Raw genomic sequence first — 14,753 nt, forward strand, 5'->3', positions numbered from 1 at the left:
AATCACGGCCTAAATCAATAACAGGGCGTATTTCCCCCCACGCGGCACGTTTCTGGCGTTATGCTTCTTCCATCAGCCGCTTCGCCCGACACCGGCGACGGCATCCTCTTCAGACCTGAGCTAAGGATATACGGATGAAGACAAAAACCGCATATGGCCTGAACTGGCTGGCGCTGCTTATCATCATGATTGTGGCCGCCTTTTTCTGGCAACTGACGCCCCCAGCCGGGCTGAAACCCGCCGCCTGGCACTCCGCCGTACTGTTCGTCGCCACCATCATCAGCATCGTGGCGAACGTGCTGCCGATCGGCGCCATCGGTATCATCAGCATTACGCTGTTTGCCCTCACCTACGCCGCCGGCGACACCAGCGCCAGCGCCTCCATCCAGACCGCGTTGAGCGACCTCAACAGTTCGCTGATCTGGTTGATCGTCGTAGCATTCATGATTGCCCGCGGTTTTATCAAAACCGGGTTGGGCCGTCGCATCGCCTTACAAATGATCCGCCTGTTGGGTAAACGCACGCTAGGGCTGGCTTACGGTCTGGCGTTCGCCGACCTGGTGCTGTCGCCCGCCATGCCCAGCAACACCGCCCGCTGCGGCGGGGTGATTTACCCGATTGCCGACTCGCTGGCGCGCAGTTTCGACTCCAAGCCGGAAGATGCCTCCCGCAGCAAGATCGGCACCTTTCTGGTGACCTGTATCGGCAACGTCAACGACGTCACCGCCGCGCTGTTCATGACCGGCTACACCGGTAACCTGCTGGCGGTGAAACTGGCGGCCAACGCCGGCGTCACCATCACCTGGGGCAGTTGGTTTGTCGCAGCGGTCGTACCTTGCGTGATTTCTCTGCTGCTGGTGCCGCTGTGCGTTTATGTGCTGGCGAAACCGGAAATCCGTCATACGCCGGACGCGCCGAAACTGGCAATTACCGAACTGGAAAAAATGGGGCGCATGTCGCGCGGCGAATGGCTGATGGCGGCCACCGTGGTAATTCTGCTGGTGCTGTGGATTTTCGGCGATCTGCTGGGCGTCGACGCCACCACCGCCTCTTTTGTCGGCCTCTCCTTCCTGCTGTTGACCGGCGTATTAAGCTGGGAAGACATCAAGAGCGAGAAAGGCGCATGGGATACGCTGATCTGGTTCGCCGCGCTGCTGATGATGGCTAACCAGTTGAAGAAACTGGGTTTCACTACCTGGTTTGGCGACCTGATCGGCAGCAGCATCGGTCACCTGATGCAGGACACCAGTTGGGTACTGGTGTTGCTGTTGCTCAACGCCGCCTACTTCTACACCCATTACTTCTTCGCCAGCGGCAACGCCCAAATCGCGGCGTTGTACGCGGTGTTCCTCGGCGTGGGCATTAACCTGCACATCCCGGCGGCGCCGATGGCGCTGATGCTGGCGTTCACCAGCAGCCTGTACTGCTCGCTGACCCAGTACACCCACGCCCGCGGCCCGATTCTGTTCGGCGCCGGCTACGTGCCCACCGCCGTCTGGTGGCGTACCGGCTTTGTCATCAGCCTGATCAATCAGGCGATCTTCATGTCCGCCGGTCTATTGTGGTGGAAGGTGATCGGGCTTTACTAAGCCAAGCAGGCATCAAAAAACACAGGCCGGGGTAACCCGGCCTGGTTTTTTTTAGCCTCTGATGACTCGAAACGAATATGACAGGCTGGCGATGATTAACGAGTCAGCCCCTGGCGCACAATCTCGGCATACACGAAAGGGGAGTCATCTTTCAGGCTATTAAGCGACCAATCCCCGTTGATATATTTCTCAAAATGGCGTGTACGCATCCGTCGATGCTCCTGACTATCGAGCCTAAGCCGGGATATTGTCGATTCTGCCTGCGTGGCATACGGCGAACCGTTAGGATATAACGCATAATTAGGGCTAATCTCACCCGACAGGAAATTAATTACAAAGGTATCCGGCTGCAAACTGATTGGATCCAAGACGTCATCGAAGTCATTCTTGTTGCGATTTGGCCCCAATGAGCTTAGGCGATAATTGTTCCATTCATAGGCGTCACCGGCATTATGGGATTTAGCGACGAAATGGTCGGTAGAAGATGCCCCTGTCACCCACTCAAAATAAATCGCCAGATAGGCGCAGACACCGCAATAAGATTCCCAAAGCGAATAATTGCTGTGCGTCCAATAGTTCGGTAAATCCGAAGCCTTCGGCGGTGGTGCATTAAGAGCAATACCCTTTTTACTCAACCAGTTATGCCCTCTCTGACGCACCTCGACATCAAAATCATCAGGCTCCGCCTGTAACACCACCGGAATCATCTTTGCGTCCTTTTTTTATCTTCTTATTATTTTGCTCCGGGTTTGCTTTTTTCCCACGGATAAACCGCCAGCGAAACAGGAACTCATCTTTAACATCGAGAGCCGCCAGCAACTGCTGATACATCGCGTCCAGCTCCTTTTCCGATGCATCAGACTTATTCAGCAGCTTTGCCGCGTCCTCAACCAGTCGCTCATACTCCAGCGGTCTGCCACTTTTTAAATCGAACGCCTCGCTCGTCAGCCAGTTGGTCACATCACCGTGTTTTTCAAATTCACGCCGCTCCAGCACCACCGCACCGTTTAGAAAATCCAGATCAAACCATGCATCTCGTGAGCCATCAAATAATGGCTCTACCGAGGTCATCACCAGCGGAGAATGCGTGGTAGTGATCAACTGCACCTGTGCTTTGGCGTTCAGCTTTCCCATCACTTTCAGCAAAGCGGGAACAATACTGCGCTGCCAACTGGGATGAAGATGAGACTCAACTTCATCAATCAGGAACGTAATCTGAGGGCTGACGTCTTCCCCCACAATACTGGCGGCTCGCTGGTGTTCCTCCCAGGCCCATACCAAAAAATAAGCCAGCGCCAGAATACGCCGCATTCCCGAGGACGCATGGAGCACAGGCACATCTTTTTGGTAAGGCATCCTGAGGGTCGGTATTTCACGTACGTCATCCAGACTGATGCGAGTCAGTTCCCCCAGCGAGAGCACTTCGGTTATCGAGGGGGAAAGCACCTTCAGCACGGCATTAAGATGTTTGAACGCCGCGCCTTTCTCTTTTTGCCAACTGGCAATATCACGGATCAACCCGTTACAGAGCCAGGAGCGTTCGTCACCCGGCAAACCATCCCACACTTCAGTCGGGTTTAACACATAGGCCGGAATCCGCTCCTGCACATCAATGCCATCCTGCGTGCGCCAGTAATTACGGTGCGGATCCCACACCGCAAAGCTGCCATCCGCCATCGCATACAGCACCAGTCCAGGGTTGGTCGGCCGACCGGCACGGCCAGTCCAGCTCTGCTCACGTCGGGCATAGGTACTCTCGTAATGGCTTTCATAACGTTCAGTCTTGACCTTACCGGCAAATGAAAAAGCAATACTTGCCTCTTCACCTGCCAGGCCGAACGCAGGGAGCGCTTTTTTGCCAGCGGCCAGTTTAGGATTCACCTCTGCGGGCCATCGGCGAGTCAGCGCCCACCAAATAATATCCAGTAAAAAACTCTTTCCCAGACCATTATCGCCGGTTAACAGGTTGAGCCGATTGCCAAATGTGAGATGCATGGTGCTGGCGGGCCCAACATTGGCAAGGCTAAGTTCATGGATCATCTCACCACCTTATTCCGTTTCATGAATAACTTTTATATCAATCCGCATCATACCCCAGATTCGGCGCCAGCCAGCGCTCCACCTCGTCGATCGGCAACGATTTACGAGCGGCGTAGTCTTCCACCTGGTCGCGCTGAATTTGCGCCACGGCGAAATACTTGCTGTCCGGGTGGCTGAAGTACCAGCCGGACACCGACGCGCCCGGCCACATGGCGTAGGACTCGGTGAGTTTCATGCCGACGGTATTGTCCACGTCCAGCAGTTGCCAGATGGTCGCTTTTTCGGTGTGGTCCGGACAGGCCGGGTAACCCGGCGCCGGTCGGATGCCCTGATAGTTCTCGCGGATCAGCTCGTCATTGCCGAGGTTCTCGTTCGGCGCATAGCCCCAGTGGACCTTGCGCACCCGCTCGTGCAGGTATTCGGCGAACGCTTCCGCCAGCCGGTCCGCCAGCGCTTTGAGCATGATCTTGTTGTAGTCGTCGTGCTGCGCTTCCCACTGCGCCGCCAGCTCGTCTTCTTCCAACCCGCCGGTCACCGCGAACGCGCCGAAATAATCCGGTTTGCCGCTGGTTTTCGGCGCGACAAAATCCGCCAGACAGTAGTTGGGAAAATCGGTCTTTTCGGTTTGCTGGCGCAGATGATGGCTGACGGTCAGCACCTCGGTACGACGCTCGTCGGTATAGATTTCGATGTCATCGCCCACCCGGTTGGCCGGGAACAGCCCCACCACCCCGCGCGGGTTCAAGGTGCCGCTGGCCGACAGGGTATCCAGCATGGCGTTGGCATCGGCAAACAGGCGTTTGGCCTCCTCACCCACCACTTCGTCTTCAAGAATGTTGGGGTATTTGCCCGCCAGCGACCAGGTCATAAAGAATGGCGTCCAGTCGATGTAGTTACGCAATGTCTCGATGCCGGCGGAAACCGGCTGTACGCCGAGGCGATGCGCCACCGGCGGCGTATAGCTTTCCCAGTCGATCGGCATGGCGTTGTCGCGCGCCACGCCCAACGCCACCGGCGGCGTGCGCGGTTTTTTGCGACCATGCTGAATGCGCACCGTTTCGTATTCCTTACGAATGCGCGCCACAAAGTCGTCGCGCTGGCTGTCCGACAGCAGCGCCGACACCACGCCCACCGAGCGCGACGCATTCTGCACGTATACCGTCGGGCCGCTGTAGTTCTGTTCGATCTTCACCGCGGTGTGCGCCTTGGAAGTGGTGGCGCCGCCGATCAGCAACGGCAGCGTAAAGCCCTGGCGCTCCATCTCTTTGGCGACGTTGACCATTTCATCCAGCGACGGCGTAATCAGCCCCGACAGGCCGATGATATCGACGTTCTCCTCGCGCGCGGTCTTGAGGATCTTGTCGGTCGGCACCATCACGCCCAGATCGATAATTTCATAGTTGTTGCACTGCAATACCACGCCGACGATGTTCTTGCCGATGTCGTGTACGTCGCCCTTCACCGTCGCCAGCAGGATCTTGCCGGCGCTGGAGCCCTGCTCTTTGCTGGCCTGAATGAACGGTTCCAGATACGCCACCGCCTGTTTCATCACTCGCGCCGACTTCACCACCTGCGGCAGGAACATTTTGCCGGCGCCGAACAGGTCGCCGACCACGTTCATGCCGTCCATCAGCGGCCCCTCGATCACTTCGATAGGGCGAGTCGACTGCGCCCGCGCCTCTTCGGTGTCCTGCTCGATAAACTCGGTGATGCCTTTGACCAGCGCGTATTCCAGCCGTTTTCTCACCGGCCAGCCGCGCCATTCGGCCTCGCCTTTGTTGCTGTCGTCGTCGGACTTACTACCGCGATATTTCTCGGCAATCGCCAGCAGCCGTTCGGTGCCGTCGTCGCGCCGGTTGAGAATCACGTCTTCCACCGCATCGCGCAGCTCGGCGGGTAAATCATCGTAGATCGCCAACTGACCGGCGTTGACGATGCCCATGTCCATGCCGTTGCGGATGGCGTAATACAGGAACACGGCGTGAATCGCCTCGCGCACCGGCTCGTTGCCGCGAAACGAGAACGACACGTTGGACACGCCGCCGGAAATCAGCGCGTGCGGCAGTTGGGCTTTGATGTCGGCGCAGGCCTCGATAAAGTCCACCGCATAATTGTTGTGCTCATCAATGCCGGTAGCGACGGCAAAAATGTTCGGGTCGAAAATGATGTCTTCCGACGGGAAACCGACTTCTTCGGTCAGGATCTGGTAGGCGCGGCGGCAAATCTCAATCTTGCGCGCGCGGGTATCCGCCTGCCCCACTTCATCAAACGCCATCACCACCACGGCGGCGCCGTAACGGCGCACCAGCCGGGCGTGATGCACAAAGGCCTCCACGCCTTCTTTCATCGAAATCGAGTTGACGATACCTTTGCCCTGAATGCACTTCAGCCCGGCTTCCACCACGTCCCACTTGGAGGAGTCGATCATGATCGGCACCCGGGCGATATCCGGTTCGCCGGCGATCAGGTTAAGGAAACGCACCATCGCCGCTTCGGCGTTGAGCATGCCCTCGTCCATGTTGATGTCGATGATCTGCGCGCCGCTTTCCACCTGCTGACGCGCTACGTCCAGCGCCTCGTTGTACTTTTCTTCTTTAATCAGGCGCTTGAATTTAGCGGAACCGGTGACGTTGGTGCGTTCGCCGACGTTAACGAACAGCGTGTCGTCGCCGATGTTCAGCGGCTCCAGCCCGGACAGGCGGCAGGCCACCGGCAGCGTCGGCAACGCGCGCGGCGCCACGCCGTCGACGGCCTTAACCATCGCGGCGATATGCTCAGGCGTGGTGCCGCAGCATCCGCCGATAATGTTCAGGAAGCCGGACTGCGCCCACTCGCCAATCTGGCGCGCCATCTCGTCCGCATCCAGATCGTATTCGCCGAAGGCATTCGGCAAGCCGGCGTTGGGGTGTGCGGTCACATAGCACTCGGCGATGCGCGACAGTTCCGCCACGTACTGACGCAGTTCGTCCGGTCCCAGCGCACAGTTAAGACCGAACGACAGCGGCCGGGCGTGACGTAGCGAGTTATAAAACGCTTCGGTAGTCTGGCCGGACAGAGTACGGCCGGAGGCATCGGTAATGGTGCCGGAGATCATCACCGGCAGCGTGACGCCCAGCGCTTCGAATTCGGTTTCTACCGCAAAAATGGCGGCTTTGGCGTTCAGGGTGTCGAAAATGGTTTCGATCAGGATGATATCAACGCCGCCTTCAACCAGCGCGCGGGTCGATTCGCGGTATGCTTCCACCAGTTGGTCGAAGCTAACATTACGGTACGCCGGGTCATTGACGTCCGGCGAGATCGACGCGGTGCGGTTGGTCGGCCCCAGCACCCCGGCGACATAGCGTGGGCGCTCCGGCGTACGCGCCGTCCACTCGTCGGCACAGGCCCGCGCCAGCCGGGCGGCGACGGTATTGATTTCCGCCGACAGCGCTTCCATCTCGTAGTCGGCCATAGCGATGCGGGTGGCGTTGAAGGTGTTAGTTTCCAGAATATCCGCGCCCGCCGCCAGATAATCGTTATGAATGGCGGTGATCACCTCCGGTTTACTCAGCACCAGCAAGTCGTTATTGCCTTTCAGGTCGCACTGCCAGTCGGCAAAACGTTCGCCGCGGTAATCTTCTTCCTGCAGGCGGTAGCTCTGGATCATGGTGCCCATGCCGCCGTCCAGAATCATAATGCGTTGCGCCAGCTGCTGCTGTAATGCCTGTAACCGATTTGCCATCATTTTATTCTCGTTATCACCCTCGTCTGTGCGAACCTTTATCCTAGCATAACAGCCCGTCGCACCAGCGCAGTACGCGGTTGATAAAACCGCCTGACAAGACGGTTGCATTCTGCGCTAAAAAAACGAAAATCGATTCCATGATATGAAAAAGGAAATCGACGATGACGCCACCCGAACCCGCCAAACGCGGCAAAAAACCCCGCGCTGCCGCCGCCAGCCCCGCTCAACCTGCCGGACAGGTGCAGTCGTTGACCCGTGGTCTGACGCTGCTGGAATACATCGCCAAAGCCAACGGCAGCATCGCGCTGACCGACCTGGCCCAGCAGGCGGGCCTGCCCAACTCCACGACCCATCGGTTGTTGACCACCATGCAGCAGCAGGGATTTGTGCGCCAGGTCGGCGATTTGGGATTGTGGACCATCGGTACCCATGCGTTTATCGTCGGCAGCAGCTTTCTGCAAAGCCGTAATCTGCTCAGTCTGGTGCACCCGATGTTGCGTCAGTTGATGGAGAGTTCTGGTGAAACGGTGAATCTGGCGGTGCTGGATCAGAGTGATTATCAGGCCATTATCATCGATCAGGTGCAGTGTACCGCGCTGATGCGCATGTCCGCGCCGATCGGCGGTAAACTGCCGATGCACGCGTCCGGCGCCGGCAAAGCGTTCCTCGCCATGCTGCCGGACGACAAAATCACCCAGTTGCTGCACCGCAAAGGGCTGCACAGCTATACCCCGCACACCCTCAGCGCCCAGACGCTGAAGGAGAACCTGACCAGCATTCGCCGGCAGGGCTACGCGCTGGACGATGAGGAACACGCGCTGGGCTTGCGCTGTGTCGCCGCCTGCATTCTCGACGAACACCACGAAGCGTTTGCCGCTATCTCCATTTCCGGGCCGGTATCCCGCATCACCGATGATCGCATCACCGAACTGGGCGCGCTGGTGATCAAGGCGGCGAAAGAGATCACCTATCAGTACGGCGGCGCGCGCTGACCGGCGTTATAACGTCAGCGCGTCCGCTGACGTTACCGGGTCGGCATAACGTAAGCTGAAGCGTTTTCTGCGCCGGTAAGCGTAGACATCTTCGATGTGACCGTCGCGAATCCGCTGCTGCAACGCCCGCCAGTATTCAGCCCGAAACAGATCGCCGTGCAGCTCTTCAAACAGCGGCAGCAAGCGGCGGTCGCTGCACAGAAACTGGCGAAACTCTTCCGGAAACACATCATTCGGCCCGACGCTGTACCAGGGTTCGGCCGCCAGTTCGTCCGCCGGATCGCGAGGCGGCGGAATGTCGCGGAAATTTACCTCGGTCATGTAGCAGATTTCGTCGTAGTCATAAAACACTACCCGGCCGTGGCGGGTGACGCCGAAGTTCTTGAACAGCATATCGCCGGGAAAGATATTGGCCGCCGCCAGTTGCCGGATGGCGTTGCCGTACTCCTCAATCACATCGCGCAGCGCCTGACCGTTGACCTGTTCCAGGTAGAGATTCAGCGGCGTCATGCGACGCTCCATGTACAGATGGCGAATCACCAGCCGGTCGCCCAGGTCTTCCAGTTTGTCCGGCACTTCCCGCCATAATTCCGCCAGCAGTTCCGGGCTGATGCGCGCTTTCTCCAGCACGAAATTTTCATACTCCTGAGTGTCCGCCATACGTCCGACGCGGTCGTGTTCCTTCACCAGCCGGTAACACTCCCGCACCCGCGCTTCGCTGACCTCTTTTTGCGGCGCAAACCGATCTTTGATCACCTTGAACACCCGGTCGAAAGTCGGCAGCGTGAACACCAGCATCACCATTCCTTTTACCCCCGGCGCGGTAATGAACGGCTCCTGCGTACTGGCGATGAAATCGAGGTACTCGCGGTAATATTCGGTCTTGCTGTGTTTCTGACAGCCGATCGCCAGATACAACTCCGCGGTGGTTTTACCCGGCAAAATCTCCCGCAGCCAGGCCACCAGCGCCGACGGCAGCGGTGCGTAAACCATAAAGTAGGAACGGGCGAAACCAAACACAATACTGGCGTCCGCATGGCGGGTCAGGCAGGTATCGATGAACAACGCGCCGCGCTCGTCGTGGTGAATCGGCAGCAAAAACGGGAACACGCCGCCCGGCAAACGCAGTTTCCCCACCAGCCAGGCCGCTTTGTTGCGGTAAAACAGCTCGTTCGCCACCTGTAGCGAAGCGTTTGCCAGCGACGCCGCCGGGAACGCTTCCCTCAGCGACCGCACCACATAGCCGATGTCTCGCGTCAGGTCTTCCCACTGCAACCGCAGCGGCAAAGCGGTCAGCACCGCTTCCAGCATCGCGGGCCAGCCGTTGTCGGGCTGGTAAGTACGAGCCAACGGACGCGGGATTTCCTGAAAACGCCGTGCCGGCTGCGAACTGAACACGAACAGTTTGTCCGGCGTCAGTTCACGGTGATGAAACAGCCGGCAATACACTGAGTTGAAAAAGCTCTCCGCGATTTCGAAGCGCGGATAGTCCGGCAACAGCGCGGTATAAATCTGTTTGACCCGCGCGACGAACGCCGCGTCGTAACACTGCCGGTCGGTGATGCAGCCCAGTTGCTCCACCACCAGCCCGACATGATGGTCATAGAGCTGGATACGCTGCTTCATCGCCTGCTGCACCGCATGCCAGTCCGCCTGCTCGAAGCGCTGCTGTGCGCCGGCAGTCACTTCCAGAAACCGGCCATACTGCGCATCGAACCCTTGCAGAATGGTCTGCGCCACCAGTTGTTCCCGATCTCGACTCATCCACCTCTCCTCTGACGCCATCGATGTAACGACACGCGGCCAGCATCAGGCTGGCCGCGATGGTGCGATCTTCCGGTTCAGAACTGCTGTTCTTCCGTCGAACCGGTCAGCGCGGTGACGGACGACGCGCCGCCCTGAATCAGGGTGGTCACTTTGTCGAAATAACCGGTGCCCACTTCCTGCTGGTGAGACGAGAAGGTGTACCCTTGTTTAATGGCCGCAAATTCCGGCTGCTGTACTTTCTCCACGTAGTGCTTCATGCCTTCGCCCTGCGCATAGGCATGCGCCAGGTCGAACATGTTGAACCACATGCTATGGATACCCGCCAGCGTGATGAACTGGTATTTGTACCCCATCTCCGACAGTTCATCCTGAAAACGGGCGATGGTGCGATCGTCCAGATTCTTCTTCCAGTTGAACGACGGCGAACAGTTGTAGGCCAGCAGTTTGCCGGGGAAACGGGTGTGAATCGCCTCGGCGAAACGCCGCGCCAGCGCCAGGTCGGGCGTTGAGGTTTCACACCACACCAGGTCGGCGTAAGGGGCATACGCCAGCCCGCGGCTGATCGCCTGTTCCACCCCGGCGCGGGTGCGGTAAAACCCTTCCACCGTGCGTTCGCCGGTGACGAAGTCCCGGTCGTAATCATCACAATCCGAGGTCAGCAAATCGGCCGCGTCGGCGTCGGTACGCGCCACCAGCAATGTCGGCACGCCCAGCACATCCGCCGCCAGCCGGGCCGCCACCAGTTTCTGCACCGCTTCCTGCGTCGGCACCAGCACCTTGCCGCCCATATGGCCGCACTTCTTCACCGACGCCAGTTGGTCTTCAAAATGGACCGCGGCGGCGCCCGCTTCAATCATCGATTTCATCAGTTCAAACGCATTCAGCACCCCGCCGAAACCGGCTTCCGCATCGGCGACGATCGGCAAAAAGTAGTCGGTATAACGCGGGTCATCCTGCCCGATGCCGTTGGCCCACTGGATTTGATCCGCGCGCCGGAAGGTGTTGTTGATACGCTGCACCACCGACGGCACCGAGTTGGACGGGTAGAGCGACTGGTCCGGGTACATGCTGGCGGCCAGGTTGGCATCCGCCGCCACCTGCCAGCCGGACAGATATATCGCCTCCAGCCCGGCTTTCGCCTGCTGCAACGCCTGCCCGCCGGTCAACGCGCCGAGGCAGTTGACGTAGCCTTTACGCGACTTACCGTTCAACAGCTTCCACAGCTTTTCCGCGCCCAGTTGCGCCAGCGTACAGGCGGGGTTCACCGACCCGCGCAGATTCACCACATCCTCGGCGCGGTACGGGCGGGTAATGCCTTTCCAGCGCGGCGTGTTCCACTCTTGTTCCAGTTGCTCGATTTGTTGGGTACGAGAGGTGCTCATAGCGATTCCTTTTTTAAACAGGATTAATCAAGTAAGTCGTAACCGGGTAAGGTGAGAAAATCGATTAATGCGTCCTGCGTGGTGATGCGTTCCATCAAACGGCCGGCGTCATCGAAACGGCCGTCGTCGAAACGGGCGTCGCCCAGCTCGCCGCGGATAACCTGCATCTCTTCCGCCAGCATCTGGCGAAACAACGACTTGGTCACCACCCTGCCGTCACTGAGGGTTTTGCCGTGGTGAATCCACTGCCAGATGGAGGTACGGGAGATCTCGGCGGTGGCGGCATCCTCCATCAGTCCGTAAATCGGCACACAACCGTTGCCGGAAATCCAGGCTTCGATGTATTGCACCGCGACGCGGATATTGGCGCGCATGCCGGCTTCGGTACGCTCCCCCGGACAAGGCGCCAGCAGTTCGTCGGCGGTCACCGGCGCATCGTCTTCACGCAGCACATCCAGTTGATTGGGACGATCGCCCAGCAGGCGATTGAATACCGGCATCACCGTGTCGGCAAGACCGGGATGGGCGATCCAGGTGCCGTCATGACCATTACGAGCCTCCAGCTCCTTGTCCTGCCTGACTTTTTCCTGCACCCAGGCGTTGCGCTCCGCGTCTTTGCTGGGAATGAACGCGGCCATCCCGCCCATCGCAAACGCGCCGCGCCGGTGACAGGTTTTGATCAGCAAACGCGAGTAAGCGTTCAGGAACGGTTTGTCCATCGTGACTGATTGCCGGTCCGGCAATACCCGGTCCGGGTGATTTTTCAACGTCTTGATGTAGCTGAAAATGTAGTCCCAACGGCCGCAGTTCAGCCCGACAATGTGGTCGCGCAGGTGATAGAGAATTTCGTCCATCTGGAACACGGCAGGCAGGGTTTCAATCAAGATGGTGGCTTTGATAGTGCCGCGCGTCAGGCCAAAACGTTCTTCGGTATAGCTGAACACCTCGCTCCACCAGGCGGCCTCCTGCCAGGATTGGGTTTTCGGCAGGTAGAAATAGGGGCCGCTGCCTTTTGCCAGCAACTGGCGGTAGTTATGGAAAAAATAGAGCGCAAAATCGAACAGACTGCCGGGGATGGGTTCATCATTCCACAACACGTGTTTTTCCGGCAGGTGCAGGCCACGCACCCGACAAATCAGCACCGCCGGGTCAGGCTTGAGCTGATAAATCTTTCCCGCCTCGCTGGTGTAGGTGATGGCGCCGCGCACCGCATCCCGCAAGTTGATTTGCCCTTCAATCACTTTCGGCCAACTGGGCGCCAGCGAATCTTCAAAGTCCGCCATAAAGACTTTCACGTTGGCATTCAGGGCGTTAATCACCATTTTTCGTTCCACCGGGCCGGTAATCTCTACCCGGCGATCCAGCAGGTCAGCAGGAATACCACGAATCTTCCAGTCGGATTCCCTTATGGAATCCATTTCCGAAATGAAACCGGGTAATTCACCGTTATCAATTCTTGCCTGCACCGCCTGGCGCTCAGCCAGTAAACGGTTGCGCTGCGGAGTGAACCGGCTGACCAACGCGGTGAGGAAATCCACCGCCTCAGCCGTCAGAATCTGTCGTTCTGCCTCACCAAATGCGGTGGTGAACACCAGTTCCCTGCTTATCGTCTGTTGTGTCATGTCGTCGTTCCTATTCCGTTGTCCTCGCCTTATCGGCTGTTCAATCTGCGAACTCATTCCGAACATTTTTCAGCCAACAGAACTAAGCCTAATTCAATAAAATTAAAAATCAAAAACAATTTCCATTTTTAATTTAAATTCAATTCAAGCATATGATTAATTTAAAATTAAAGTTATACGTAATAGAGAAATGCATTCCATGAATAGTAAGTGGAGGAAATCTGAGATCGCTTGAGCAGGAAAAAGAAAAGGCGCCATGAGGCGCCTGACGGGAGAGAATGAGAGGAAAGCGTCAATCCAGCGTAGGATTCATATGACGCAAATCGAACGGCGTGATCTGGTAAACGTAGTAATTCAGCCAGTTGGAAAACAGCAGATGGCCGTGGCTACGCCAGGTCGCCCGCGGCGTTTTCTGGGGGTTATCCCCCGGAAAATAGTTCACCGGGATTACTGGATTAAGGCCGGCATCGTAGTCACGGAAATACTCGCTCGATAATGTCAGCGCATCGTACTCCGGGTGCCCGGTCACAAACGCCAGCCGCTTATCCTTACTGGCAAACAGGTAGGCACCGGCTTCCTCAGACTCCACCAGAATATCCAGATCGGTGTGCTCACGAATCACGTCGGAAGGAAAATCCGCATAGCGGGAATGTGGTGCCAGAAAGGTTTCGTCAAAACCGCGCGTCAACAGGGCATGCGGTTGCAACGTATGGTGTGAATACACGCCGGATAATTTCACGTCGCGGGTCAGCTTGGGGATGCCGTACAGCACATTCAACGCCGCCTGAACCGCCCAACACACAAACAGTGTAGAAGTGACATGCTCTTTGGCCCAGTTCACCACCCGCTCGATCTGCGGCCAGTACACCACATCGCAAAAATCCACCAGCCCCAGCGGCGCGCCGGTCACGATCAAACCGTCAAAGTTCTCGTGCTCGATATCTTCAAAGTCGCAGTAGAAGTTATTGAGGTGCTCCGTAGGCGTGTTCTTCGATTCCCGGCTATCAATGCGCAACAACTGAATATCCACCTGCAGTGGCGAATTCGACAAGAGCCGCAGGAACTGATTCTCCGTTTCGATTTTCTTTGGCATCAGGTTAAGCACCAACACCTTCAACGGACGAATTTCCTGCGTTCTGGCTCGGGAAGACGGCATTACAAAGACGTTTTCATTGCGCAAGAAGCTGACAGCTGGCAACTCATCAGGAACCCGGATTGGCATAACCTTACACCTCACTGCATACGTTTATACGTTTATACGTTTAGCCTTCTAGGCTGCCGAAGATAACGACTTTCCAGAGCAATGTCGAGTACATAACCGTCTGGTTGAAAATCTTTCATCAGAAATCAGATTTATATATCCATTTTTAGCATAAGAATTACACAGTATGGCGCAAAGCGAGACAGTTCCTCTGCTGATGCAAAGTAATGGGAACCACGGTAAAGGAGAGATAGGAGAGAAGGTATTGCAGAAAAGTGAAAAAAATATCGGACAGCGTTCAAAAGATCAGTAAAAGGACAAGGCGGTAGGGTAGTAAAAAACATCGGGCCGCCGGCCATCTCCGCCCTGGCACTCGGTTCTGCCACCGCACCCCCCAAAGCAAAAAACCCCCGGCATAACCGGGGGTTCCTTATGT

9 protein-coding genes are annotated in these 14,753 nt (G+C 57.3%); 2 read left to right on the plus strand and 7 right to left on the minus strand.

Going from position 1 to position 14,753, the window contains the following annotated elements:
• Nucleotides 1–134: 134 nt before the first annotated feature.
• Nucleotides 135–1,589 carry a DASS family sodium-coupled anion symporter gene (locus DXXMK7_RS18875; protein WP_038920382.1) on the plus strand — a complete coding sequence of 485 codons (1,455 nt, stop codon included), beginning with the start codon at nt 135–137 and terminating at the stop codon, nt 1,587–1,589.
• 95 nt (nt 1,590–1,684) lie between these two features.
• On the opposite strand, the gene DXXMK7_RS18880 is transcribed toward DXXMK7_RS18875, so the two are convergent.
• Genes DXXMK7_RS18880 through metH form a run of 3 tightly spaced genes read right to left on the minus strand, consistent with a single transcriptional unit; the run spans nt 1,685 to nt 7,350 of the window.
• Nucleotides 1,685–2,296, minus strand: coding sequence for a hypothetical protein (locus DXXMK7_RS18880; protein ID WP_038920383.1), 612 nt, complete (start codon nt 2,294–2,296; stop codon nt 1,685–1,687).
• The gene (locus DXXMK7_RS18885) at nt 2,265–3,629 is read right to left on the minus strand and encodes an AAA family ATPase (protein WP_038920384.1); all 1,365 of its coding nucleotides are present in this window, start codon (nt 3,627–3,629) and stop codon (nt 2,265–2,267) included. The genes DXXMK7_RS18880 and DXXMK7_RS18885 overlap by 32 nt, the downstream gene beginning before the upstream one ends.
• A gap of 37 nt (nt 3,630–3,666) precedes the next feature.
• Nucleotides 3,667–7,350 carry a methionine synthase gene (gene metH, locus DXXMK7_RS18890; RefSeq protein WP_038920385.1) on the minus strand — a complete coding sequence of 1,228 codons (3,684 nt, stop codon included), beginning with the start codon at nt 7,348–7,350 and terminating at the stop codon, nt 3,667–3,669.
• A 164-nt stretch (nt 7,351–7,514) separates the two neighbouring features.
• Here metH and iclR point away from each other — a divergent pair, with 164 nt between their 5' ends.
• The gene (gene iclR, locus DXXMK7_RS18895; RefSeq protein ID WP_038665141.1) at nt 7,515–8,345 is read left to right on the plus strand and encodes a glyoxylate bypass operon transcriptional repressor IclR; all 831 of its coding nucleotides are present in this window, start codon (nt 7,515–7,517) and stop codon (nt 8,343–8,345) included.
• 6 nt (nt 8,346–8,351) lie between these two features.
• Here the strand turns inward: iclR and aceK are convergent, their stop codons facing one another.
• From aceK to metA, 4 genes are all read right to left on the minus strand, one after another.
• Nucleotides 8,352–10,109: a bifunctional isocitrate dehydrogenase kinase/phosphatase gene (gene aceK / locus DXXMK7_RS18900; RefSeq protein ID WP_038920386.1), complete on the minus strand. Its 1,758-nt coding sequence runs from the start codon at nt 10,107–10,109 to the stop codon at nt 8,352–8,354.
• 77 nt (nt 10,110–10,186) lie between these two features.
• The gene (gene aceA / locus DXXMK7_RS18905) at nt 10,187–11,494 is read right to left on the minus strand and encodes an isocitrate lyase (protein ID WP_038920387.1); all 1,308 of its coding nucleotides are present in this window, start codon (nt 11,492–11,494) and stop codon (nt 10,187–10,189) included.
• A gap of 23 nt (nt 11,495–11,517) precedes the next feature.
• Nucleotides 11,518–13,116, minus strand: a complete 1,599-nt coding sequence (gene aceB, locus DXXMK7_RS18910) for a malate synthase A (RefSeq protein ID WP_038920388.1) — start codon at nt 13,114–13,116, stop codon at nt 11,518–11,520.
• A gap of 292 nt (nt 13,117–13,408) precedes the next feature.
• The gene (metA, locus tag DXXMK7_RS18915) at nt 13,409–14,338 is read right to left on the minus strand and encodes a homoserine O-succinyltransferase (protein WP_038665129.1); all 930 of its coding nucleotides are present in this window, start codon (nt 14,336–14,338) and stop codon (nt 13,409–13,411) included.
• Between the last annotated feature and the right edge of the window lie 415 nt (nt 14,339–14,753).

This window comes from Dickeya sp. MK7 (assembly GCF_000406305.1).
GTDB lineage: Bacteria > Pseudomonadota > Gammaproteobacteria > Enterobacterales > Enterobacteriaceae > Dickeya > Dickeya fangzhongdai.

Coding starts and splice junctions, on each gene's coding strand:
- iclR (WP_038665141.1), top strand. CDS start 7,515: ATGACGCCACCCGAACCCGCCAAACGCGGCAAAAAACCCCGCGCTGCC.
- DXXMK7_RS18875 (WP_038920382.1), top strand. CDS start 135: ATGAAGACAAAAACCGCATATGGCCTGAACTGGCTGGCGCTGCTTATC.
- DXXMK7_RS18885 (WP_038920384.1), bottom strand. CDS start 3,629: ATGATCCATGAACTTAGCCTTGCCAATGTTGGGCCCGCCAGCACCATG.
- aceK (WP_038920386.1), bottom strand. CDS start 10,109: ATGAGTCGAGATCGGGAACAACTGGTGGCGCAGACCATTCTGCAAGGG.
- DXXMK7_RS18880 (WP_038920383.1), bottom strand. CDS start 2,296: ATGATTCCGGTGGTGTTACAGGCGGAGCCTGATGATTTTGATGTCGAG.
- metH (WP_038920385.1), bottom strand. CDS start 7,350: ATGGCAAATCGGTTACAGGCATTACAGCAGCAGCTGGCGCAACGCATT.
- aceA (WP_038920387.1), bottom strand. CDS start 11,494: ATGAGCACCTCTCGTACCCAACAAATCGAGCAACTGGAACAAGAGTGG.
- metA (WP_038665129.1), bottom strand. CDS start 14,338: ATGCCAATCCGGGTTCCTGATGAGTTGCCAGCTGTCAGCTTCTTGCGC.
- aceB (WP_038920388.1), bottom strand. CDS start 13,116: ATGACACAACAGACGATAAGCAGGGAACTGGTGTTCACCACCGCATTT.